This window comes from Streptomyces odontotermitis (genome assembly GCF_050510915.1).
GTDB lineage: Bacteria > Actinomycetota > Actinomycetes > Streptomycetales > Streptomycetaceae > Streptomyces.
The window spans coordinates 115,570-139,564 of the sequence record NZ_JBNJLS010000008.1 but is presented as its reverse complement, the minus strand read 5'-3'; the positions used below and the strand labels follow the sequence as shown (position 1 = coordinate 139,564).

Genomic DNA, 23,995 nt, shown 5'->3' with positions numbered 1-23,995 from the left:
CGCCGCATGCTACTGGCTTGTCGGGTCCTCCCGTTGAGGGAGGGTGCAGGTGGGCGGTATACGTCCGGTTTTGTCGGTTCAGGTGCAAAGCGTTGCGTAGTTGGTCAACTGCCGCTTTCCGTGCGGGCGTCACCGGTGCCTGCCGCATGGACCGTCAGCAGCCGGGCGTCCCGGGGGAGTGCCAGGCGGCCCCCGGCGAGGTCCGTGGCGATGCGCACCGCCCCGTCCAGCGGGTCGCCCGCGGCCGGGACCCGCCGTGCGTGCGGCAGGCGCCGCGCCAACTCCTCGTCCAGTGGCCCGAGGAGCGGCTCGCCCAGCTTGAACAGGCCGCCGGTGAGGGCAATTTCACACGCAGGAGTGCCCGGGCCCGTCGCCGGGCAGGCGGCGGCCGCGGACTCCGCGATGTGCCGGGCCGCGGTGCGCAGGATCCCGGCCGCGACCGCGTCGTCCGCCGCGCAGGAGCCCACGTCGGGCGCGAAGGAGGCGAGGAACGCCGGGCGGTCGGTGCGCGGATAGAGCTGTCCCGGCAGGTCGGGCAGCGGCCCGAAGCGTTTCTCGGCGCTGGTGCGCAGCAGCGCCGATCCGCCGTCCCTGCCGTCGTAGGCGCGCATCGCCGCCTCGAGGCCCGCCCGCCCGATCCACGCGCCACCGCCGCAGTCGCCCAGCAGATGGCCCCAGCCGTCGGTGCGGCGCCACGCGCTGAGGTCGGTGCCCAGTGCGATCAGGCCGGTGCCCGCCGCGACCATCGCGCCCGGCCGGGTGCCGAGCGCGCCCGCGTACGCGGTGACGGCGTCCGCGGCGAGGGCGAGGCGGCGCACGCCGAGCTCCCGCGCCAGGGCGGCGGGCAGTTCGGCGCGCAGGTCGTCGCCGAGCGTCGCCATCCCGGCGGCGCCGATCGCCACGGCGGTGAGCTGCCCCGCACCGGATCGCCGCAGCAACTCCCGCGCCATGGGCAGGAGTTGGGTGAGGAGGTGTGCCGCGTCGATGCCGCGCGGCCCGGTCCGTACCGGCTCCGTCGAGCTCAACGGCGCGACGGGGGGCGCCCCTTCGGGCAGCCCCAGGCCGACCCGCAACCCGGAGCCGCCGGAGTCGACTCCCAGGACGGTCACGGGCGCCACGGACGTCACGGACGTCACGGACGTCACGGACGTCACGGAAGGCGCCAGTCGACCGGCTGCGCCCCCTGGCGTTCGAGAAGTTCATTGGCCCGGCTGAACGGGCGCGACCCGAAGAAGCCGCGGTCCGCCGACATCGGGGAGGGGTGCGAGGACTCCACCGACGGCAACTGGCCTAGGAGCGGCCGCAGATTGCGCGCGTCCCGCCCCCACAGGATCGACACCATCGGCCGGCCGCGCGCGGCGAGCGCCCTGATGGCCTGCTCGGTCACTTCCTCCCAGCCCTTGCCGCGGTGTGCGGCAGGTTTGCGCGGGGCCGTGGTGAGCGCCCTGTTGAGCAGCAGGACGCCCTGGCGGGTCCACGGCGTGAGGTCGCCGTTGGCCGGCTGGGGCAGGCCGAGGTCGGTGTTGAGCTCGCGGAAGATGTTGATGAGGCTGCCCGGCAGCGGCCGCACCTCGGGCGCGACCGAGAACGAGAGGCCCACCGCGTGCCCCGGTGTCGGGTAGGGGTCCTGGCCGACGATCAGGACGCGGACGTCGTCGAAGGGCTGTTGGAAGGCGCGCAGAACGTTCGCCCCCGACGGGAGGTAGGTGCGTCCCGCGGCGATCTCCGAGCGCAGGAAGTCGCCCATGGAAGCGATCTGTTGGGCGACCGGCTCCAGGGCCTTCGCCCAGCCCGGTTCGACGATTTCATGCAAGGGTCGTGGTGCCACGGGGCGTCACTCTACTGCCGTAACGGGGGGCGCCATCAACCGACGGCCACGCCCCCCGTCCACGCGCCACGTCGCCCGCGTCAGCCGATGGCAGCCGCCCGCACGCACAGCACGTCCGGCAGGTGTGCGGCGAGCTGCTGCCAGCTGTCGCCGTCGTCCGCCGAGGCGTACACCTCCCCGTTCCGGTTGCCGAAGTAGATGCCTGCCGGGTCCGTGCCGTCCGTGCACATGGCGTCGCGCAGCACCGTCCCGTAGTGGTCCTCCTCGGGGAGGCCGGCGGAGAGCGGCTGCCAGCTCTTGCCCGCGTCCGGAGTGCGGTAGACGCGGCAGCGGTGGTCGGCAGGGACCCGGTCCGCGTCCGCGGTGATCGGGAACACGTACGCCGTGTCGGCGCGGTGCGGGTGGGCGACCGCGGCGAAGCCGAAGTCCGAGGGGAGGCCCTCGCCGATGTCGGTCCAGTGGGCGCCCGCGTCGTCGCTGCGGTACACCCCCCAGTGGTTCTGCAGATACAGCCGGTCCGGGTCGGCGGCGTCACGGGCGACCTTGTGGACGCACTGCCCGAACTCCGGGTTCGGGTCCGGCAGGAACACCGCCGCGACACCCGAGTTGGACGGCGCCCAGCTCGCCCCGCCGTCCGTCGTGCGGAACACCCCGGCCGTGGACACCGCGACGGTCACGGCGCGCGGGTCCCGCTCGTCCGTGAGGATCGTGTGCAGCCCCTCGCCGCCGCCCCCGGGCACCCACTTCGAGCGCGTCGGGTGCTCCCAGAGCGGTCGCACCAGGTCGAAGGTCTCGCCACGGTCCTCGGAGCGGTAGAGCGCGGCCGGCTCCGTGCCCGCGTACACCACGTCCGGCTCGGCGGCGGCCGGGTGCAGCTGCCACACCCGCTCCAGGGACGCCTCCGTGTCCTTGGGGAACTTCACGGCGGGCTTGGCGGGCTCCGTCCAGGTCCGGCCCAGGTCGTCGGAGTGGAAGACGGACGGGCCCCAGTGCGCGCTGTCGCCGCCGACGAGGAGGCGGGGCACGGAGGCGCGGGTGTCGATCGCGACCGAGTACACGGCCTGGGCGTTGAAGTACGGGCTGTCGTCGAAGGTCCAGGTGCCGCCGGTGCGGCGGCCGATGAACAGGCCCTTGCGGGTTCCCACGGTGAGAAGTACGTCGGCCATCGCCGACCACCTCCAGGACGTCGTTGTCTGAGGTACTGCCGCCAGTCTGGCCCCCGCCACTGACAATCTCCCCCGGAGCCGCTCCTTCCGCAGGTCAGAGCCTTGTTCGAGGGATCAGCCCGGCGCGGGCCCCGCAAGGCTCCCCGCCACCTCGGCGATCGCCTCCGGCCCCACCCGGCAGCAACCCCCGACGAGCCGTGCGCCCGCCGCCACCCACCCCTCGACCTGCCCGGCCGTGAAGCGCGAGGGGCCGCTCCAGGACCGGGCGGCCGCGTCCCAGGTCTCCCCGCTGTTGGGGTAGACCACCACCGGCTTGCCCGTGATCCGTGCGGCGAGTGCCACCGCGGCCGCCGCGTCGCGCGGATCGCAGCAGTTGACGCCCACCGCCCGCACCTCGTCGGCCTCCGCCGCCAGCGCGAACGCCTCGGTCAGCGGCTGCCCGGCCCGCGTCCGGTCCCCGGCGACGCTGTACGACAGCCACGCCGGGACCCCGAGGCCGCGCACCGCGCGCAGCAGCGCCCGCGCCTCATCGGTGTCGGGCACGGTCTCCAGGGCCAGCGCGTCGGGGCCCGCGTCCGCGAGGACCTCCAGGCGCGGCCGGTGAAAGCGCTCCAGCTCGGCGACGCTCAGCCCGTACCGGCCCCGGTACTCGGACCCGTCGGCCAGCATCGCCCCGTACGGGCCCGCCGACGCCGCCACCCACACGGTGCGCCCGGCCGCCGCGTCCGCCGCCTCCCGCGCCAACTCCACGCTGCGGCGCAGGAGTTGCCCGGTGCGGGCGGCGCCGATGCCGTGCCGGGCGAAGCCCTCGTACGTCGCCTGGTAGCTGGCCGTGATGGCGACCTCGGCGCCCGCCGCGTAGTACGTGCGGTGGGCTGCCGTGATCGCCTCGGGTTCGTCGGCGAGCAGTCGCGCCGACCACAGGGCGTCGGACAGGTCGTGCCCGGCGGCCTCCAGCTGGTTGGAGAGGCCGCCGTCCAGGACGACGGGCCGCCGCGTCAGGGTGTCCCAGAGAGAGCCGCCGGTCGCTTGCGAGCCGGTCACGAGAGAGTCGTTCACGGCGTCGACGCTAGCTCAGCCGCTCCCCGTGCGGATCTCCCCCGGCGGCCGCCCCCACCCGCTCCGTCAGCGGGAAGTGGCACGCCACCCGGTGCCCCGACCCGTCCGGCGTGCGCACCGGCGGCTCCGTGGTCGCGCAGACCTCCTGGGCGACGGGGCAGCGCGTGCGGAAGCGGCAGCCCGTGGGCGGTGCGGCCGCCGACGGAGCCTCCCCGCGCAGCGGCGCCCGGTCCGCCGCGCGAGCGAGAGCCGCCTGCGGGTCCGGCACGTTGACCGTGTCGAGCAGCCCCCGCGTGTACGGGTGCAGCGGACGCGCGTACACCCGTTCCGCGGGCCCCGTCTCGACGAGCTTGCCCAGGTACATCACGCCGACCGTGTCCGCGAGGTGCCGCACCACGGCCAGGTCGTGCGAGATGAACAGGTACGTCAGGCCGCGCTCGCGCTGCAGCTCCCGCATCAGGTTGAGGATCTGCGCCTGCACGGACACGTCGAGCGCGGAGACCGGTTCGTCGGCGACCACCAGGTCGGGGGAGAGCGTCAACGCGCGGGCCAGGCCCAGGCGTTGGCGCTGGCCGCCGGAGAACTCGTGCGGATAGCGCTGCACGGCGCCGCGCGGCAGCCCCACCGCGTCGAGCAGCTCGCCGACGCGCCGGTCCTGTTCGCCGCGGGAGCCGACGCCCTGGATGACGAGGGGCTCGCGGAGGATCTCGCCGACCCGCATCCGGGGGTCCATCGCGGCTGACGAGTCCTGGAACATCAGCTGCACCCGCCTCCGGTGCGCCCGCCGCTCGGCCCGCGAGAGCTCCGCCGGGTCCCGGCCCTCGAAGCGGACGGCGCCCCCGGTCGGCCGCTCCAGGCCCGCCACGATCCGCCCCAGCGTCGTCTTGCCGCAGCCCGACTCGCCGACCATCCCGAACGTCTCGCCCCTGCGGATCTCCAGGGACACCCCGCCGACCGCGCTGACCGTGCCCCTGCCGCGCGAGAAGGGGCCGCCCTTGAGGGGGAACTCCTTGACCAGGGCGTCGAGTTCGAGGAGGACGCCGCCGGGTGCGTCGCCCGCGGGGGCCGTCTCCGGCACCACGACCTCGGCCTCTGACGTGGCCTCTCCCGGCAGGGGCACCGGGTGGAAGCACGCGAACACATGCTCCTCGTCGCGCCCGTCGCGCTCGTCGCCCCCTTCGCTCACGCCATCCGCGCCCAGCTCGGGCTCCGCCGTCCGGCACTCCTGCGTCGCGAATCCGCAGCGCGGCGCGAACCGGCAGCCCGTGGGCCGCACCGTGAGCGCGGGCGGCAGGCCCGGGATGGTGTGCAGTGCGGTGCCGCTCCCGGCGGCCCGCTCCGGCAGCGCCGCGAACAGGGCCTCCGTGTAGCGGTGGCGCGGGCGCGCGAACAGGCCGTGCACGCCGGCCTGTTCGGCGATCCGGCCCGCGTACATCACGGCGACGCGGTCGACGCGGTGCGCGATGACGCCGAGGTCGTGCGTGACGAGGATCAGCGCCATGCCGAGGCGCTCGCGCAGCTCGTCGACGAGTTCCAGGATCTGGTGCTGCGTCGTCACGTCGAGGGCGGTCGTCGGCTCGTCCGCGATCAGCAGCTTCGGCTCGCAGACCAGCGCCATGGCGATCGCCACGCGCTGGCGCATGCCGCCGGACAGCTGGTGCGGATACGCCTTCATCCGCTCGGCGGGCCGGGGCATCCCGACGAGGCCCAGCATCTCCTCGGCGCGCGCCCAGGCGGCCCTGCGGCCGATGCCGGGGCGGTGCAGCAGCAGCGGTTCGGCGACCTGCGCCCCGATCGTCATGGTCGGGTTGAGGGAGGTCAGCGGGTCCTGGAAGACCATGCCGATCGTGTTGCCGCGGACGTCCTGGAGGACGGGGGCGGGCGCGGCCGCCAGGTCCGTGCCGTCGAAGAGGACGCGGCCGCCGGTGACCTTGCCGCCGGGCGGCAGCAGCCCCAGGACGCTGAGCGCCGTCATCGTCTTGCCGGAGCCGGATTCGCCGACGATGCCGAGGGCCTCGCCGGGTGCGAGCGACAGGGAGACGCCGTCGAGGGCGTGCACGGTGCGGTCGCGGGCGACGATGTCGACGCTCAACTCGTCGAGGGTGAGCAGGGGTTGTGTCATGGGGTGCGCTCCTTCACTTCCGCAGCCGTACGTCGAACGCGTCCCGCAGCCCGTCGCCGATGAAGTTGAACGCGGCGACGACCAGCACGATCGCGATGCCCGGCGGGAAGATCAGCCACCAGTAGCCGTTCTGCGTGTAGGTGATCCCGGCCGACAGCATGGAGCCCCAGTCCGCGGCGGGCGGCGGGATGCTGAGCCCCAGGAAGGCGAGGTAGCTGACGTACAGGATGGCGTCGGCTATCTGGAACGTGCAGTTGACGATGACCGTGCCGATCGCGTTGGGCACGATGTGCTTGGCGACGGCGCGCGCCCCGCCGCCGCCCATCATCCGCATGGCCTGCACGTACTCGCGGTCGCGCAGCGACAGGGCCTCGCCGCGTACCAGGCGCGCGGGGGAGAGCCAGGCCACGGCGGCGATGATGAGGACGAGGACGCCCTTGCTCGGGGTGATGATCGCGGCGACGACCACCAGCAGGAACATCGCAGGGATGGCGAGCGCCGCGTCCGTGACGCGCATCATCACGGCGTCAAGCCAGCCCCCGAAGTAGCCCGATATCGCGCCGTACACGGTGCCGAAGAGCGTCGCCAACAACCCTGCCGCCAGGCCGATCTCGAGCGAGGTCTGCCCGGCCACCATGAGCCGCCCCACCATGTCGTAGCCGAGGTCGGTGGTGCCGAGGAGGTGGCCGGAGCTGCCCGGGGACAGGTTGGCCTGAGCCAGGTCGGTGTGCACCTGCTCGGTGTCGTACACCAGCGGCCCGAGGTAGCTGAAGGCGAGCAGCAGCACCAGGACGACCACGCCCGTCAGGGCCAGCTTGTTGCCGGTGAAGACGCGAAGGGTGCGGCGGGCCAGCGAGGGTGTGGCGAGGGCGGCCTCCTCGTGGCCCGGCGCGGTGAGGGGGACAGCGGGGGACGTCATGCCACGCTCCGGATCCGGGGGTCGAGGACGGCGTAGAGGATGTCGGTGAGCAGTGAGCCGAGGACAGTGGCGACGCCGACGACGAGGGTCACGCCGAGCAGCACAGGGAAGTCGGAGCCCTGCGCGGCGTTCCAGAACAGCAGCCCCATGCCCGGGTAGTTGAACATCGACTCGACGACGAGGGCGCCGCTGAAGAGGGTCGGCAGATAGAGGCCCAGCAGTGTCGCGAGGGGGATCAGGGCGTTGCGCAGGACGTGCCGGACCATGATGCGGCGGCTCGACTGGCCCTTGGCCATCGCCGTGCGGACGTACTCCTCGGAGAGGTTGTCGAGCACCGCCGAGCGCATGTAGCGGCTGAACATCGCGATGATGCCGAACGCCATGGTGACGACGGGCAGCACCAACCCCGTGAGATCACCCAGGAGTTCGCCGACCGTCTCGCCCTGCGGCGCCTCCGCCGGGAAGATCGGGAGGACCTGCGCGAACAGGATGATCATGATGAGGCCGAGGAAGAAGACCGGCGTCGCGTACATCAGGAAGGCGAGCCCCGTCAGCGCGTAGTCCGCGAGCCGGCCGCGCCGCACCGCCTGGAGCAGGCCGAGCGGCACCGCGATCACGACGGCGAGCGCCGTGGACAGGCCGGTCAGGAGCAGCGTCTTGGGCAGCCGCTGCTTCAGCAGGTCGAAGACGGGCGAGTTGAGCTTGAAGGACTCGCCGAGGTCGCCGGTGACCAGGCGCTTGAGATACAGCACGTACTGCTCGGGCAGCGAACGGTCGAAGCCCTGCTGGTGGTTGAAGTGCTCGATCTGCTGCGGGGTGCCCTTGGGGCCGAGGATCGCGCGGGCCGGTCCGCCGGGCAGCAGGTGCAGCAGCACGAAGACGATGACCGAGACGAGGAAGAGCACCACGAGTGCCTGCAGGAGGCGCTTGACCAGAAAGCCGGTGAAGCCGGTCACTTCGCGGCTCCCTTCTTCTTGACGTAGTACCAGTGCTGCGGGGCGAAGGTGACGGTCGGGTTCTGCTCGATGCCGCGCAGGTCGTTGCGGATCACGGAGACCTGGTACGCGGGGTTGGGCAGCCACATCACCGGCAGCTGCGCGGAGAGGTAGGAGCCGTAGGCGTGCACGGCCTTCATGTCGGGGGAGTACTGCACGGCCCGGATGATCTGGTCGGCCTTCTTGTCGCTGTAGTTGCCGAAGTTGGCCGAGGCGCCGGTGGAGAAGAGCTGCTCGCCGCTGGGGTTGAGCGGGTAGTACCAGCTGCCTGCCGTCCCGAAGAACGACATGTCCCAGTCGCACCCGGGGTCCTCGGCCTTGCACGGAACGGAGTTGCCGAGCACCGAGTTGAGCGGCTGCTGCCGCACGGTCAGGTCGATCCCGGCCTTGGACAGCGACGACTTCAGCTCCTGCATCGTGTTCGTCGTCTCCGTCGAGCCGGACTGCGACAGGAGGGTCAGCTCCAGCGGGTCGCCCCGGCCGATGCCCTTGCCGCACCGGTCCGCGCCGGTCCCCGGGCGTGTGCAGCGCGCGGTGCCGCCGTCCGTCGTGGCCTCCCAGCCGTGTGCGGACAGCAGCTCCTTCGCCTTGCGTACGGAGAAGGGGTACGGGTTGTGCTCCATGTCCCTCGACAGGTACTGGCTCTTCGGCGTGACCGGCACCGGGCCGAGCGTCGGGGTGGCGCTGCCCTGCCAGACGACGTCGCTCATCGCCTTCTGGTCGACGAGGTGCTGCATGGCCTGGCGGATGTAGAGCTGGGACATCATCGGCCCGGCGTGCGTGGAGTTGAAGTTGTAGACGATGTACGTGACCGCCCAGCCCTCCCACGGGTCGACGCGGTACCCCTTGTCCTCGAACTTCTCCTTCTGCGCCATCACCGAGGGCGGGATGTAGCCGTAGTCGACGCCTCCCGAACGCAGCACGTTGTACTCGGAGTCGGCGGTCGTGAAGGGTTTGAAGACCACCTTGTCCAGGCGCGGCCGCTCCGACTCCGGGCCGGTGAACTTCTCGTTCGGGACGATGGTGACCTGGCCGCTGTCGCGCCAACCCGCCAGCTTCCAGGGCCCGTTGACGGTCTTCCACAGCGGGTCGGAGGCGTAGGAGCCGAGGCGCTTGGCGTGTTGGGTGAGGCGGGCGAAGACCTCCTTCGCGCCTGCCGGGGTGCGGTCCCAGTCGCCGATCTTCCCGCCGTCGGTCTTCGCGTCCCAGGCGTGCCGGGGCAGCGCCCGCATCAGCGTGAGCTGGTTGGCGCTGAACCAGTCCGGGTTGTACGCGCGGCTCAGGTGCAGCCGCACGGTGTGGTCGTCGACGGTCTCGAAGCGCTTGACGTTGTCGGGCATCGTGCCGACCGAGTAGTTGCCCCACTCCGCCTTGTTCGCCTTGAGCAGGTTGAACCAGAACTCCAGGTCGCGGGCGGTCACCGGCGTCCCGTCCGACCACTTGACGCCCTCGCGCAGCGGCACGGTCACGGTCTTGTTCCCGTGCGAGTACCGGGGCTTCAGGCCGAGGGTGCTCGGCCCGTGCGTGGTCAACTCGCCCTTCGCCCGGTCCTGCACGGCGTCGTACACCGGCAGGAACAGCAGCGTCTGGATGGCGTAGTTGTACGAGGCGCCGTAGCCCGGCGGGCCGATCGGGAAGATCCAGTTGGGGCTGGCGGCCGGGGGCAGGGCCATCGTCGCGGTGCCGCCGCGCACCGGGGTGCCGCCGGTCGGTCCCATGTCGATGCGGCCGCCCTCGCGGGTGCAGCCCGCGAGGGCGAGCATCGTGAGGGCGATCGCCGCGGCGGCTGTTCTGAGGGAGCGCAGGGTCAAGGGGTCTCCCTGGGTTCGTCGGAGGGGCGCCCGAACGCTAGGACGAGGGAGAAAAGCAAGTCAATAGCTTCGTTCGAGTTCGATGGCACCTCTGGTCAACTTCATTCGTATCGACCTAGAGTTGGCGCTGGCATCGAAACAAGTGCGCAATATGCACAGACCAAGTATGGATCGCAGTGCGGCAATTGGGGGCGGCAGCGTGGCCGGAACGGCAGTCGGCGAACAAGGATTGGCCCAGCACATCCTGCATCTGGTCTCGACGGGCGCCGCGTCCTCCAGGACCGAGCTCGTACGGGAGCTGGGGCTCGCTCCGTCGACGGTGTCGGCGCGTGTCCAGGAGCTCGTCGCGGCCGGGCTGCTCACCGAGTCCGGTGAGGGCGCCTCCCGCGGGGGCCGCAGACCACGCCTGCTGCGGGTCCGGGCACAGGGCGGCGTCGCCCTCGCCGCCGACCTCGGCAGCCACCACGCCCGGCTCGGCGCCGTCGACGTCGGCGGCGGGGTCGGCGACGCCGTCGACCTGCCGCACGACATCACCGCGGGTCCCGAGTCCGCCGTCGACTGGCTCTGCGAACGGGTCACCGAACTCGCCGCCGCACAACGGGAGTCCGGGCATGCCGTGCGCGCCCTCGGCGTCGCCTTCCCCGGCCCCGTCCAGCCCGCCGACGGCCGCGTCCTCAGCCCGTCGCGGATGCCCGGCTGGCACCGCTACCCGCTGCGCGACGTCCTCGCCGAGCGCCTCGGCATGCCCGTCACCGTCGCCAACGACGCCACGATGATGGCCGTCGGCGAGCACCGCGCGGCCCGCCCCGAGCTCGACCACCTCGTCGTGGTGAAGGCCGGGCGCGGCATCGGCAGCGGCGTCATCGCGGCCGGCCGCCCGCACGACGGCGCGGCGGGCTGCGCGGGCGACATCAGCCACGTCCGGGTGGAGGCGGCGGGGGAGCGGCCGTGCAGCTGCGGCAACATCGGCTGCCTGGAGACCGTCGCCAGCGGCGCCGCCCTCATCCGCGAACTCGCCGCCCAGGGCGTCGAGGTGGCCGACACCAACGAGCTGCTGCGCCTCGTCGCGGACGGCGACCCGCAGGCCACCACCCTCGTCCGCGCCGCCGGACGCCACATCGGCACCGTCCTGTCCGTCGTCGTGAACTTCTTCAACCCGCAGGCCGTCGCGCTCGGCGGTGTCCTCGCGACCGCCGAGCCGCTCGTGGCCGCCGTCCGCGGGGTCCTGTACGAGCGCTGCCTGCCGCTCGCCACCGCCGACCTGGAGATCACCACCACGGTGACCGGCCGTGACGCGGGCCTGCTCGGCGCGGGCCTCACCGCCCTGCGCGAGAACCTTCCGACCACCGCCCCGTCCCCCCAGGAAGAGAGCGTCCACGCATGACCCGCACCACCCCCGCGCCCGGCGCCGCGGGCGCCCCGGGCCGCCGTCTGCGGATCGGCATCGGCGGCATCGGCATCGAGTCGTCGACCTTCTGCCCGCACCGCTCCACCACGGACGACTTCCGCCAGACCCGCGGGCAGGACCTCCTGGACCGCTATACGTGGACCAGGGCGGACTGCGACCTCGCGGACAGCGTCGAGTGGGTGCCCCTGCTGCACGCGACGTCGCTGCCCGGCGGCCCCGTGGAGGCGGAGTCGTATCTGAGGCTCAAGGACGAACTGGTCACCCGCATCCGGGAGTCGGGACCGCTCGACGGCCTCGTCTACGACATCCACGGCGCCATGAGCGTCGTCGGCCTCACCGACGCCGAGGCCGACCTGACCGAGGCCGTGCGCGCCGCCCTCGACCACGTCGGCACCCCGGACGGCACCGGACGCCCCATGATCTCCACCGCGATGGACCTGCACGGCAACGTCTCGCACCGCTTCGCCGCGCCCCTCGACCTGCTCACCGCGCACCGGCTCGCCCCGCACGAGGACGCCTGGGACACCCGCGAGCGCGCCGCCCGCAACCTGGTGCGCTGCCTCCTGGACGGCACCCGGCCGCACCGCGCCTGGGTCCAGGTGCCCGTCCTGCTGCCCGGCGAGAAGACCAGCACCCGACTGGAGCCCGCCAAGTCCCTGTACGCCTCCCTCGCCGACATCGAGAGGCTGCCCGGCATCCTCGACGCCGCGCTGTGGGTCGGCTACGCCTGGGCGGACGAACCGCGCTGCCAGGCCGCGATCGTCGTCACCGGCCAGGATGGCGAACTCGCCGCCGCCGAGGCCGAGAAGCTCGCCCGCCGCTACTGGGAGGCCCGCCGCGACTTCGTCTTCGTCGGGCCCACGGGCACCGCCGACGCGTGCATCGCCCAGGCGGTGGCCTCCGACAAGCGGCCCTTCCTCATCAGCGACTCGGGCGACAACCCGACCGCGGGCGGCGCCGGCGACCTCGCGTACATGCTGCGCAGGCTCCTCGCCCACGAGGCCATCCGCTCCGGCGACGTGACCGCCGTCCACCCGGGCATCACCGACCCGGCCGCCGTCGCCCACTGCTTCGCGGCGGGCGTGGGCGCCGAGGTCACCCTCTCCGTCGGCGGCAAGGTCGACACCGGCCACGGCGGCCCCTGCGAACTCACCGGCACGGTACGGGCGTTGCAGCGCGCCACCGACCAGAAGGACCGGGCCGAGGGCGGCGCCTACGACCGGGGCGTCGACATGGCCGCCGTCCAGGTGGGCGGACTGACCGTGATCCTCGTCGGGCGCCGCAAGCCCTTCCACACCCTCGCCGACTTCATGGGCCCGGCCGAGGGCGGCCTCGGCATCGACCCGCGCACCTACGACCTGGTCGTGGTCAAGATCGGCTACCTGGAGCCGGAGCTCCACGCCATGGCCGCCGACTGGCTGCTCGCCCTCACCCCCGGCGGCGTCGACCAGGACCTGGTGCGCCTCGGCCACCACCGGGTGGGGCGCCCCCTGTACCCCTTCGACGAGGACGCGTACGAGAATGCGGCGCCCGATCTGACCCCTGTCCAGCTTCCCCCGCCGACCCGTTGAGGAGCCCCCGCATGAAGCGCGCCGCCACCCTGTCCGCCCTGGTCTGCGTCCTCGCCGTCACGGCCGCGGCCCCCGCCGCACCCCAAGGTACCGGGCACCACCAACGGCCCGGCACGACCAGCCTGTTGGACTCCGTCCCCAAGAAGGGCGTCCTGCGCGTCTGCACGACCGGCGACTACGCCCCCTTCACCCGGCTCGACGCCGACGGCGGCCACAGCGGCATCGACATCAAGATGGCGGGCGACCTCGCCAAGAGCCTCGACGCGAAGCCGAAGTTCGTCGCCACCAAGTGGGCGGACCTGGTGAACGACCTGAAGGCGGGGCGCTGCGACATCGCGATGGGCGGTGTCTCCGTCACGCTGCCGCGCGCCCGCTCCGTGTACTTCAGCGAACCGACCCGCACCGACGGCAAGACGCCCATCGTGCGCTGCGCCGACAAGGAGAAGTACGGCGCCGGGGCGCTGGCGGACATCGACAGGCCCGGCACCACCGTGATCGTCAACCCCGGTGGCACCAACGAGCAGTTCGCCCGCGAGCACATCAAACAGGCCACCATCAAGGTCCACCCGGAGAACACCACGATCTTCCAGGAGATCATCGGCAAGCGGGCCGACGTGATGATGACCGATGCCAGTGAGACCCGCTACCAGGCGAAGCTCCACCCGGAACTGTGCTCGCTCCACCCCGACAAGCCGTTCACCTTCTCCGAGAAGGCGTACGCGCTGCCGCGGGGCGACGAGCCGTTCAAGGAGTACGTCGACCAGTTCGTGCACCTGGCCACGCACGACGGCACGTACAAGGCGTACGAGGCGGAGTGGATGAGCTGAGCCTCTTCTCCGGCACGCTCAGGCGCGCAGCCACGCCGCCGTGTCGCCCGGCAGCCGCCCCCGCCCGTCCAGCGGGCCGCTGGTCAGCAACACCGCCGTGTGGGGCGGGAGTTCGGCCGGTTCCCGGCCGATGTTGACCACGCAGAGCAGGCCGCCGTCCCGTACGAACGCGAGGACCTCCGGCGCGGTCTCCAGCCAGGCGAGGGGACCGTCGCCGAACCCGGGCTCCGTGCGCCGCAGCCGCAGCGCCTCGCGGTAGAGGCCGAGCATCGAGTCCGGGTCCGCTGCCTGCCGGTCCACGGCGTACGAGGGCCAGTCGGCGGGCTGCGGCAGCCAGGGCTCCTCGTACGGCCAGGTGCCGAACCCGGCGTGCGGGGAGTCGGCCTCCCAGGGCAGCGGCACCCGGCAGCCGTCCCGGCCCGGATCCGTGCCGCCCGAGCGGAAGTGCATCGGGTCCTGGACCCGGCCCTCGGGGATCTCCGCCTCCGGAAGCCCCAGCTCCTCGCCCTGGTAGAGGTAGACGGAGCCGGGCAGGGCGAGCGTGAGCAGGGCGGCGGCGCGGGCGCGCCGGGTGCCGAGGGCGAGGTCCGTCGGGGTGCCGTGGCGCTTGGTGGCGAAGGCGAAGCCGGTGTCGGCGCGGCCGTAGCGGGTCACCGTGCGCGTCACGTCGTGGTTGCACAGGACCCAGGTGGCGGGTGCCCGGACCGGGGCGTGGTGGGCGAGCGTCTCCTCGATGGACGCCCGCAGCTCGGCCGGGTCCCAACGGCGGGCCAGGAAGTCGAAGTTGAAGGCGGTGTGCAGCTCGTCGGGGCGCAGATAGCGGGCGAAGCGCTCCGGCTCGGGCAGCCACAGCTCGCCGATCAGGACGCCCTCGTAGGCGTCGGCGACGGCCCGCCAGGACCGGTAGATGTCGTGCAGTTCGTTGCGGTCGATGTACGGGTTGGGGGCGCCGGAGTCCTCGTCGTGGTCGGGCAGGAGCGGGTCCTTGGCCAGCAGGGCCGCGGAGTCGATGCGCACCCCGGCCACGCCCCGGTCGAACCAGAAGCGCAGCACGGACTCGTGCTCGGCGCGCACCTCGGGATGGGCCCAGTTGAGGTCGGGCTGCTCGGGCGTGAAGAGGTGGAGGTACCAGTCGCCGTCGGGCAGGCGGGTCCAGGTGGAGCCGGCGAACTGGGAGGGCCAGTTGTTGGGCGGGAGTTCGCCGTGCGCGCCGCGGCCCGGCCGGAAGTGGAAGCGCTCCCGCTCGGGGCTGCCGGGGCCCGCCGCGAGGGCCTCCTGGAACCAGCGGTGCTGGTCGGACACGTGGTTGGGAACGATGTCGACGATGGTGCGCAGACCGAGTTCGCGCGCCTCGGAGATGAGCTTCTCGGCCTCCTCCACGGTGCCGAACGCGGGGTCGATCGCGCGGTAGTCGGCCACGTCGTAGCCGCCGTCGACCAGGGGTGAGACGTACCAGGGCGTGAACCACAGGGCGTCGACGCCGAGTTCGGCGAGCTGGGGGAGGCGGGCGCGGACGCCGGCGAGGTCTCCGGTGCCGTCGCCGTCGCCGTCGGCGAAGCTGCGGACGTACACCTGGTAGATCACGGCGGAGCGCCACCAGGCAGGGGAGGGCTGTCCCACGGTGAGTGCCTTTCACGGGGGATGGGGAAGGTGTGAGGGGTGGTGCGGCGGGGAGGGGGCGTCAGCCCTTCGTGCTGCCCGCGCTGATCCCGGCGATGATGTGGCGCTGGAACACCAGGAACATCGCGACCATCGGGATGCTGGAGATCACCATCGCGGCGATCAGTACCGTCAGCGGGATGTTCTGCGAGAGCTGCACGAGAGCCACGCTGATGGGCTGCTTGCCGGTGTCGGAGAAGACCATCAGGGGCCAGAGGAAGTCCTGCCAGACGGCGACGAGCGCGAAGATCGAGACGACGCCGAGGACGGGGCGCGACAGGGGCAGCACGATGGAGACGAGGGTGCGGATGCGGCCCGCCCCGTCGATCTCCGCGGCCTCCAGGACGTCGCGCGGGATCTGGTCGAAGAACCGCTTGAGCAGATAGAGGTTGAAGGCGTTGGCGACGGCGGGCAGCCAGATCGCCAGGGGGTCGTTGAGCAGGTTGGTGTGCGTGAACGGCAGGTCGGCGACCGTGAGGTACTTCGGTACGACGAGGGCCTGCGCGGGCACCATCAGCGTCGCCAGGATGCCGCCGAGGATGATGTTGCCGAACGCGGGCCTCAGCTTGGACAGCGCGTACGCGGCGGCCGTGCAGAACACGATCTGCAGCAGCCAGGCCCCGGCCGCCTGCACCACCGTGTTCCACAGGTGGGTCGGCAGGTCCATCAGGTCCCAGGCGTCGGTGTAGCCGCTGGTGTGCCACTTCTCCGGGACGACGGTCGGCGGGGTGCGGGTCACCTCGTCCGGGGACTTCATGGCGCCCGTGACCATCCAGTACACCGGGAACAGGAAGGCGAGGGCGAAGAGCAGGACGACGCCGGTGAAGACGGCCCAGTAGAGGGCCTTGCCGCGCGGCCTGGACAGGGTGAGCGGCGAGACGAGGGTGCGGACGTTCGGTGCCATGGCGGGGCTCCTCTCAGTCGTCGGCGCGCGTCAGGCGCAGATAGAGCGCGGAGAAGGCGCTGAGGACGATGAGCAGCAGCACGCTGAGCGCACAGGCGCCGCCGAAGTCGTTGTAGAGGAAGGCGTACTTGTAGATGAGGTAGAGGACGGTGACGGTCGAACTCTCCGGTCCGCCACCGGTGATGACGAACGGCTCCGTGAACACCTGCATCGTCGCGATGATCTGAAGGAGCATCAGCATCAGGATGATGAAGCGGGTCTGCGGGATCGTGACGTGCCGGATCCGCTGCCACAGGTTCGCGCCGTCCAGCTCGGCCGCCTCGTACAGCTCGCCCGGGATCGACTGGAGCGCGGCCAGGTAGATCAGGACGGTGCCGCCCATGTTCGCCCAGGTCGCCACGATGACGAGGGAGACGAGCGCGGTGTCCGAGCCGTTGGACCAGTTGGACGTCGGCAGGTGCACGAAGCGCAGGACCTCGTTGGCGAGGCCCGCGCCGGGGTCGTAGAACCACTTCCACAGCAGGGCGCTGACCACCGGCGGGATCATCACCGGCAGATAGACGACGACCCTGAAGAAGGCTTTGGCGTGCCGGAGTTCATTGAGGACGAGCGCCATCAGGAAGGGCACCGCGAAGCCGATCGCGAGCGCGAGCAGCGTGAAGGTGAGCGTGTTGCGCCAGGCGGCGCCGAACTCGGGGTCCTCGAAGACCCGGGTGAAGTTCGCGGTGCCCACCCACTCCGGCTCCGCTCCCGGCGTGTACTTCTGGAAGGCGATCACGACGGAGCGGATCGCCGGGTACCAGGAGAACAGCGCGAAGCAGAGCAGGCCGCCGATCAGGAAGCCGTAGGCCCGGGCCTGGTCGGTGAGTCTGCGGCGCAGCGGGCTGGGGCGGCGCGGTGCGGGGCGGTGGCGCGCGGCCGGGAAGGCGCGCGCCGGGCGGTCCGGGGGTGCTGCTGTCTTCACCGCCGGCTCAGCCCCGCGCCAGGATGCCGTCGATCTTGCTCTGGGCGTCCCCCAGGAGCTGGTCGATGTCCGCGTCCTTCTTGGTGAGGACCGCCGAGACCGCGCCGTCGAGGACCGCGTAGATCTGCTGGCCCTTCGGCGGCTCCAGCTTCAGGTCGAGCTTGCGGTTGCCGTCGATGAACGACTGGTAGTTCTCGACGGGGACGTTGGCGGACTTCTTCTTGAGCTCCTGGTCCTTGGCGTCGGTGACGCCGGTGAACAGCCGGGGCTCGGGCAGGCCGACGGGCGAGCCGTCCCCCGCGAGGCGCTGGTAGTTGTTCTGGAAGCCGTTGCCGGGCGTGAGGAAGGTCCACTCCAGCCACTTGAGGCCCGCCTTGATCTGTGCGGGGCTCGCCTTCTTGTTGAACATGTAGCCGTCGCCGCCGATGAGCGTGCCCTTGCCGCCGGGCATCGGGGCGAACGCGAGGTCCTTGTAGTCGCCGCCCGCCTCCTTGACGATGCGCGGCACGTTGTCCGGGGCCGCCAGGTACATGCCGAGCTTGCCGCCGCCCATCATCTGGAGCGCGTCATTGATGATCAACAGCTGCTTGGAGCCCATGGAGTTGTCGGTCCAGCGCATGTCATGCAGGTTTTGCAGAACGGCGCGGCCCTCTGACGTGTCCACGGTCGCCTTCTTGCCGTCCTCGCTCACGACGCTGCCGCCCTGCGAGTACAGCTCGGCGGTGAAGTGCCAGCCGCCCTGGTTCTGCGCGCTGTAGTCGGCGTAGCCCACGGTGCCGCCGCCGAGCCCGGCTATCTTCTTGGCGGCCGTGCGGACCTCGGCCCAGGTGGCGGGCGGCTTGTCCGGGTCCAGCCCGGCCTTCTTGAACAGCTTCTTGCTGTAGAGCAGGCCCATCGAGTAGTTGGTGCGCGGCACCCCGTACACCTTGCCGTCCACGGTGTAGGCGTCGCGCAGCGGCTTCGAGATCGCCTGATAGCCCTTCAGGTCCTTGACGTACTCGGTGATGTCGGCGGCCTGGTTGATGTTGACGACGTGCTGGGTGTCCGTGAAGTACGTGTAGAACACGTCCTCCATCTGCCCGCCCGCCAGCTTGGCGTCGAACGTCTTCGGGTCCTGGCAGGGGAAGGCGTCGTGGGCCTCGACGTCGATGTCGGGGTTGTTCGCCTCGAACGTCTTGAGGTCCTCGGCGAAGCGCTTGTGGTCGATCTTCGCGCTGGGCTGCGGCCAGCAGTTGACCGAGATGTGCGTCTTGCCGTCCGCGGAGTCACTGCCGCCGCCCCCGCAGGCGGTCAGCGGCGTGAGGACGAGTGCCGTGGTGAGGAAGGCGGTGCGGGTGCGGCGGAACCCGGTGGTGCGTGTGCGCTGGAACCCTGAACTGCTCATCAGCGAACCCCTCTTGGGCAGAAGCGTGGGAACGCCCACAGCGGCGCGCTGTGTGGCGGCCCACACTCAACCACCGCCCACAGCGGTTCGCAAGATGTCGCGCAGTTTTCGTAATTCCTTGACAGGTAGCGGCAGTTACCGGGCGGAGGAGGCGGAGGAGGGTGCCGGGCCCGTGGAGCCGCGCACCACCAGCTCGGGCTCGAAGAGCAGTTCCTCCGTGGGTGCGTTGCCGCCCTCGATCTGCGCGGCGAGCAGGGCGACCGCCGCCCGGCCCATGGACTCGATGGGCTGGCGCACCGTCGTCAGCGGCGGCTCGGTGCAGTTCATGAACGCCGAGTCGTCGTAGCCCACCACGGAGATGTCGCCCGGCACGCTCAGCCCCCGGCGGCGCGCGGCCCGCACGGCGCCGAGCGCTATCGGGTCGCTCGCGCAGATGAACGCGGTCACGCCCTCGTCCATCAGGCGCGCGGCCGCCGCCTGCCCGCCCTCCAGGGAGAACATGGTGCGCGCCACCCGCCCGTCGGGCAGCTCGCCGCCGCCCGCCCGCGCGGCCGCCCGGGCCGCGGCCAGCTTGCGCTGCGAGGGCATGTGGTCGGGCGGGCCGAGCAGCAGCCCGATCCGCTCGTGGCCGAGCGAGCGCAGATGGCGCCACGCCTGCTCCACCGCGACCGCGTCGTCGCAGGAGACCGCGGGGAAGCCCAGGTCCTCGACGGCCGCGTTGATGAGGACCACCGGAATCTTCCGGTCCGCGAGCAGGCGGTAGTGCTCGTGCGGGGCGTCCGCCTGCGCGAACAGGCCGCCCGCGAAGACGACGCCCGAGACCTGCTGCTGCAGCAGCAGCTCCACATAGTCGGCCTCCGAGACACCGCCCTTGGTCTGGGTGCACAGCACGGGCGTCAGCCCCTGCCCGGCGAGGGCGCCCCCGATCACCTCGGCGAACGCGGGGAAGATCGGGTTCTGCAACTCGGGCAGGACCAGGCCGACCAGGCGGGCCCGCTCCCCGCGCAGCTGCGTCGGCCGCTCGTATCCGAGCACGTCGAGCGCGCTGAGCACGGACTGCCGGGTCGCCTCCGAAACCCCCGGCTTGCCGTTGAGTACCCGGCTGACCGTGGCCTCGCTGACCCCGACCTTCTTGGCCACTTGAGCAAGTCGTCGCGTCATGAACGCAAGGCTAGCGCAAGCCTTGCAAGTGGCTTGCTGGAGTGGGGATATGGCCCGCTTCGCCCGGCCCGCCGACCAGGGGCACCGTACCCCGGCCCCGCTCACCAGGGACATCCCCGAGCCGGTCCCCGAGGTGTGCGCGGACGGCCCGGTCCTACGCTGCCCTGCGCCGGGAGCCGTCACCCGGTCCGCAGGCCGGGAGGTTTCGGAGATGGACACACGCCGCAGCAACTGCATCCACACCCGGGAGAACGGCCGGCTCGCCACGACCACGACCGCCGACATCGACGCGCTCGTCGCCGGGCTCAAGGACCGGCCGCGGGTCGTCCTGCACTTCCACGGCGGACTCGTCGACGACGCCCTCGGCTTCGCCACCGCCGCCCGCCTCACCCCGGTCTACGAGGCCGCCGGTGTCACGCCCGTCTTCTTCGTGTGGAGCAGCGGCCTCCTGGAGACGGTCCGCGGCAACCTCCCGAAGATCCTCTCCGAGAGCGTCTTCCGCACCCTGCTCCACCGCGTCACGCGCTACGCGGCCGGGCTCGTCTTCGCCCAGCCGGGCCGCCGCTCGCTCGGCACCGTGCCCACCCCGCCGGCCCGCGCCGTCGCCGCCGAACTGTCCCTGGCCGAGCGCGGCCAGGAGCCGTACGGGCAGCTCGTCGCCCCGCCCGAGGTGGAGCAGCTGAGCGAGGCCGAGCGCGAGCGCATCACCGCCGAGCTCGACGCGGACACCGAACTCGCCCTGCGCAACCGAGAGATCGTCAACTCGGCCTACCAGGACCCCGTCGAGGCGGCACCCGAAGGACCGACCGAGCAGGCGGCGGCGCGCGGTGTCACGGGGGGACGCGCGGCCGCCGCCACCCTGATGTCGCCCGCGACCGTCGACGAACTCACCGTCGCCACGGTCGCGGCCGACGTCGAGCGGGCCGTCGTCACCTCGGCGCTCCTGGTGCGCAAGACCGTCCGCGTGGTCGGCGCCGTCGTGGGCCGCTTCCGCGCGCACAGCGACCACGGTCTGTACCCGACCGTCGTCGAGGAGATCCTGCGCGAGTTCTACGTCGCCAACGTCGGCGCCGCCATCTGGGACGCCATGAAGCAGCAGACCGCCGCCACCTTCGCCGCGCCCGCGCTGCCCGGCGAGGTGCGCGCCGGACGCTACTTCATGGACCGCTTCGGCGAACTCCTCGCCGCCGGACCCCGGCCCCGGCTCTCCGTCGTCGGACACAGTGCGGGCGCCGTCTTCATCGACAACCTCCTCACCGACCTCGACCGCCGCCGCACCGCCGCCGAGGAGCCCGTCCCGGCCGACTTCCGCATCCGCGACGTCGTACTGCTCGCCCCCGCCTGCACCGTCGCGCACCTCGCGCCCGTCGTGCGCCGCAGGGCCGAACTCTTCGACCGCTTCCGCATGTTCACCATGACCGACACCGCGGAGCGCGCCGACCACCTGGTGCCGCACCTGTACCCCAGGTCGCTCCTGTACTTCGTCTCCGGCGTCCTGGAGCGCGACCCGGACGGGCGCTCCGCCGTCCTCCCGCTGGCCGGGATGCAGCGCGCCTACAGCGACGGGGCGGGCGGCGCGGGCCAGGACATCGCCGCCGTACGGGACTTCCTGGACGCCGACGCGACCCGCACCGTGTGGTCGCCGCACGACGGCGGCCCGGGCCTGCGCTCCGGCGCCCACAGCCACTCCGGGTTCGACGACGACCCGGAGGTCCTGGCGAGCGTGGCCGCCATGCTCGCCGAGTGAGAGAGCGAACGCAGGGGGACGCCCGATGAACAGCCTGCACTACGCGGTGGTGGTCGGCATCAACCGCTACCCGGCGATCAGCGATCTACGCGGGCCGCGAGGAGACGCGCAGCGCTTCGCCGAGTGGCTCGTCGACCCGGCCGGAGGTGATGTGCCCGCGGCGAACGTCACGCTCGTCGCGGCCACGGAGGAGGACGAACAGGTCACCGACTACACGTGCGCCAAGCCCACGACGGCCAACGTCGTCCGCGCCCTGATCCGGGCCCACGACGCCGTCCGCCAGGCCCTCGAGGAGCGGCCCGAGTCCTGGGCCGAGACCCGCCTGTACGTGTTCCTCGCGGGCCACGGCATCGCGCCGTTCGGGGGCGACGCGGCGCTGCTCATGGCGGACGCGGCGATGCACATGCTCGGCAACCACATCGCCGTGGGCAAGTACGTGGAGTGGTACGAGTCCGCCTCGCCCTTCCACGAGGTCGTCTTCTTCGCCGACTGCTGCCGCACCAGGTTCGGCACCGTGGCGCCCTTCGCCCCGCCGTTCACGGAGACCAACGAGACGCCGGACAAGGTCAACTGGCTGATCGGGTACGCCGCTTCGCTCGGCGACCCCGCCTACGAATCCCTGCCGGCCGACCCCGACCAGGCGCGCGGCTACTTCACCACCGCGCTCCTGGAAGGGCTGCGCGGTGCGGGCGGCGCCACCGTCACCGACGGCGCGGTCACCTCGGACAAGCTGCGCAACTACGTGCAGCAGCACGTCCTGGAGCGCGCCAGGGGAGTGGTCTCCCAGCGCGCGACGTTCCGCACCCAGCTCAGCGAGCCGCTCGTCCTCGCCCGACTCCAGGGGAACGGGGCCTACCCGGTGACGCTGCGCTTCCCGGCCGGGTTCCGCGGCTGGGTCGAACTCCGCGGCCGCCTCGACGAGCCGCGCCGGGTCTTCGTCGAGAAGGACGAGAGCGTCGAGTCCCTCGTCCCCGGGCTCTACCGGATGATCCCGGACAGCGACATGGCCCCCGACTTCCGCAACGACGGCTTCTTCGAGGTAGTGACAGGCGGTGGCAACGGTGTCCAGTTCTGACCGGCGCCGCGAACGGGCCGAGTACGGCGTGCCGTTCGTGGTCATCCCCGACACGCCCTCCGTGATGGTCACCGTCACGGACGCGGCCTTCGAAGAGGTCATCCACCGGATGGGCACCGTCGAGACGACGCTCACGCCGGGCATCTACCGCATCGAGCAGCGCTTCGGCGGCGCGGTCGACAGCAAGCTCGTCGAGGTCGGCGGCGAACCCTTCGTCGAACGGCTGCCGCTGCCCCGCATCCCCACGCCCGCGCCCCTGGTGGGCACGTCCTCCACCCGCGAGGACCACCAGGAGGCGGCCGTGCGCTTCAGCCGCGCCTCCACCCATGGCACCGGCGTGCCCAGCCTCATGGTCCTGCTCCGCAATCTGCGCCGCGGCCGCCGGCTCGCGCCCTACGCCCTGGAGGTCGCCGCCGAGGACGGCACGCCCGTGGACGGCGGCGAGGACGGCTGGACGAGCTCCGGCGACCAGGAGTGGTCGGCGTTCAGCGCCCCGCTCGCGCCCGGCGGCTACCGGCTGCGCACCCGCGTCCCGAACGGCGGCGGTTACCCGCTGGCGCAGGCGCTGTGGGTGCAGGAGGGCTGGACCACGATGGTCTTCGTGCCCAACGGCAGCCAGGGCCCGGAACCCCAGTACGCCTCGGTGCACATGGCGCGCGAGGGAGACGGCTGGAGCGACGCCGACCCGGCCCGCTCGCTCGCCCTGGAGGCAGCCCTCTCCGGGCTCCGGCAGGGCCTCGAACTGGTCTCGGACGAGCAGATCTCGCTCATGCTGCACTCCAAGAAGATGGCGCCGTTCCTCGGCATCGTCGGCGCACACGCGATGCTCCTGGGCAAGGGGGCCGCCCTCGACCGGGAGTGGCAGCGCGACATGATCCACCGGCTGCTCGCGAGCGTCCCCGGCCACCCGGACGCCCTGGCGCTCGCCACCCTGCTGCCCGCGGACCAGCGCGCGGACCTGGAGCTGCCGTCCGTCACGGCGCCGCCCCAACTCGTCTCCTCCTGCCGCCTCCTGGTCGCCGCCGACGCCGTCGACCCGGGCGTCATCGAGGACGGCTCCGTCGCCGAGTCGGCCGCCGCGCACCTGGTGGGCCGCGGCGTGTGGACGACCTGGCTGGAGCAGGAGCCGCGCCGCGCCGACGAGGCCAGGGGCGGCCTGCCCGGGGCGCCCCCGCAGGCGCCCGCGGGGCCGCGCCCGGACGCCGCCGACCCGGTCGACCGCGTACGCGGCTACGTCCAGCAGATCGCCGCCATCGAGGGCAAGGACGTCGACACGGTCCTGCGCGAACTGTCGGCCAAGGAGCTCTGCCGCCGAACGGGCCTGCCCCACAAGGCCGTCGAGCGGGCGGTGGCGGGACTGCGGGCCGCCGAATGAGCCACTGAGAAGGGGGCCCG

The 23,995-nt window shown here is 72.2% G+C and carries 19 protein-coding genes; 6 read left to right on the top strand and 13 right to left on the bottom strand.

What is annotated here, in order from left to right; genetic code table 11:
• Positions 1-104 precede the first annotated feature (104 nt).
• The 8 genes from ACQB60_RS23705 to ACQB60_RS23670 form a co-directional block, all read right to left on the bottom strand.
• Positions 105-1,136 carry an N-acetylglucosamine kinase gene (locus tag ACQB60_RS23705; protein WP_496928259.1) on the bottom strand — a complete coding sequence of 344 codons (1,032 nt, stop codon included), beginning with the start codon at positions 1,134-1,136 and terminating at the stop codon, positions 105-107.
• Positions 1,137-1,150: 14 nt separating this feature from the next.
• Entirely contained in the window at positions 1,151-1,828 is a 678-nt protein-coding gene (locus ACQB60_RS23700; protein ID WP_496928098.1) for a uracil-DNA glycosylase, read from the bottom strand.
• A gap of 80 nt (positions 1,829-1,908) precedes the next feature.
• A complete protein-coding gene (locus ACQB60_RS23695; RefSeq protein WP_496928097.1) occupies positions 1,909-2,994 on the bottom strand; it encodes a WD40/YVTN/BNR-like repeat-containing protein in 1,086 nt (361 codons plus the stop codon).
• Between the two features lie 114 nt (positions 2,995-3,108).
• Positions 3,109-4,038 (bottom strand): homocysteine S-methyltransferase, encoded by a 930-nt coding sequence (gene mmuM / locus ACQB60_RS23690; protein ID WP_496928258.1) that lies wholly within the window; start codon positions 4,036-4,038, stop codon positions 3,109-3,111.
• Between the two features lie 25 nt (positions 4,039-4,063).
• A complete protein-coding gene (locus ACQB60_RS23685) occupies positions 4,064-6,175 on the bottom strand; it encodes an ABC transporter ATP-binding protein (protein WP_496928096.1) in 2,112 nt (703 codons plus the stop codon).
• Between the two features lie 13 nt (positions 6,176-6,188).
• Entirely contained in the window at positions 6,189-7,094 is a 906-nt protein-coding gene (locus ACQB60_RS23680; protein WP_496928095.1) for an ABC transporter permease, read from the bottom strand.
• Positions 7,091-8,050, bottom strand: a complete 960-nt coding sequence (locus ACQB60_RS23675; protein WP_496928094.1) for an ABC transporter permease — start codon at positions 8,048-8,050, stop codon at positions 7,091-7,093. Before ACQB60_RS23675 ends, ACQB60_RS23680 begins: the two co-directional genes overlap by 4 nt.
• Positions 8,047-9,900, bottom strand: a complete 1,854-nt coding sequence (locus tag ACQB60_RS23670) for a peptide ABC transporter substrate-binding protein (protein WP_496928093.1) — start codon at positions 9,898-9,900, stop codon at positions 8,047-8,049. The genes ACQB60_RS23675 and ACQB60_RS23670 overlap by 4 nt, the downstream gene beginning before the upstream one ends.
• Positions 9,901-10,066: 166 nt before the next feature.
• On the opposite strand from ACQB60_RS23670, the gene ACQB60_RS23665 reads away from it, so the two are divergent.
• Genes ACQB60_RS23665 through ACQB60_RS23655 form a run of 3 tightly spaced genes read left to right on the top strand, consistent with a single transcriptional unit; the run spans position 10,067 to position 13,706 of the window.
• Positions 10,067-11,284, top strand: a complete 1,218-nt coding sequence (locus ACQB60_RS23665) for an ROK family protein (RefSeq protein ID WP_496928257.1) — start codon at positions 10,067-10,069, stop codon at positions 11,282-11,284.
• Positions 11,281-12,879: a M81 family metallopeptidase gene (locus ACQB60_RS23660; protein ID WP_496928092.1), complete on the top strand. Its 1,599-nt coding sequence runs from the start codon at positions 11,281-11,283 to the stop codon at positions 12,877-12,879. Before ACQB60_RS23665 ends, ACQB60_RS23660 begins: the two co-directional genes overlap by 4 nt.
• A gap of 11 nt (positions 12,880-12,890) precedes the next feature.
• Positions 12,891-13,706 carry a transporter substrate-binding domain-containing protein gene (locus tag ACQB60_RS23655; RefSeq protein ID WP_496928091.1) on the top strand — a complete coding sequence of 272 codons (816 nt, stop codon included), beginning with the start codon at positions 12,891-12,893 and terminating at the stop codon, positions 13,704-13,706.
• A gap of 18 nt (positions 13,707-13,724) precedes the next feature.
• Here ACQB60_RS23655 and ACQB60_RS23650 read toward each other — a convergent pair whose 3' ends face one another.
• From ACQB60_RS23650 to ACQB60_RS23630, 5 genes are all read right to left on the bottom strand, one after another.
• Positions 13,725-15,326, bottom strand: a complete 1,602-nt coding sequence (locus ACQB60_RS23650) for a glycoside hydrolase family 13 protein (protein ID WP_496928090.1) — start codon at positions 15,324-15,326, stop codon at positions 13,725-13,727.
• 61 nt (positions 15,327-15,387) lie between these two features.
• A complete protein-coding gene (locus tag ACQB60_RS23645) occupies positions 15,388-16,269 on the bottom strand; it encodes a carbohydrate ABC transporter permease (protein ID WP_496928089.1) in 882 nt (293 codons plus the stop codon).
• Positions 16,270-16,282: 13 nt separating this feature from the next.
• On the bottom strand, positions 16,283-17,233 hold the full coding sequence (locus ACQB60_RS23640; protein WP_496928088.1) for a carbohydrate ABC transporter permease: 951 nt from the start codon (positions 17,231-17,233) through the stop codon (positions 16,283-16,285).
• 7 nt (positions 17,234-17,240) lie between these two features.
• Positions 17,241-18,617, bottom strand: coding sequence for an ABC transporter substrate-binding protein (locus tag ACQB60_RS23635; RefSeq protein ID WP_496928087.1), 1,377 nt, complete (start codon positions 18,615-18,617; stop codon positions 17,241-17,243).
• A gap of 135 nt (positions 18,618-18,752) precedes the next feature.
• Positions 18,753-19,778, bottom strand: a complete 1,026-nt coding sequence (locus tag ACQB60_RS23630) for a LacI family DNA-binding transcriptional regulator (RefSeq protein ID WP_496928086.1) — start codon at positions 19,776-19,778, stop codon at positions 18,753-18,755.
• 211 nt (positions 19,779-19,989) lie between these two features.
• Here ACQB60_RS23630 and ACQB60_RS23625 point away from each other — a divergent pair, with 211 nt between their 5' ends.
• From ACQB60_RS23625 to ACQB60_RS23615, 3 genes are read left to right on the top strand one after another with little or no spacing between them, the layout of a single operon-like run.
• Complete coding sequence (locus ACQB60_RS23625) at positions 19,990-21,525, top strand: hypothetical protein (RefSeq protein WP_496928085.1); 1,536 nt, start codon at positions 19,990-19,992, stop codon at positions 21,523-21,525.
• Positions 21,526-21,550: 25 nt separating this feature from the next.
• Positions 21,551-22,600, top strand: coding sequence for a caspase family protein (locus ACQB60_RS23620; protein ID WP_496928084.1), 1,050 nt, complete (start codon positions 21,551-21,553; stop codon positions 22,598-22,600).
• Positions 22,587-23,975 carry a hypothetical protein gene (locus ACQB60_RS23615; protein ID WP_496928083.1) on the top strand — a complete coding sequence of 463 codons (1,389 nt, stop codon included), beginning with the start codon at positions 22,587-22,589 and terminating at the stop codon, positions 23,973-23,975. Before ACQB60_RS23620 ends, ACQB60_RS23615 begins: the two co-directional genes overlap by 14 nt.
• Positions 23,976-23,995 lie beyond the last annotated feature (20 nt).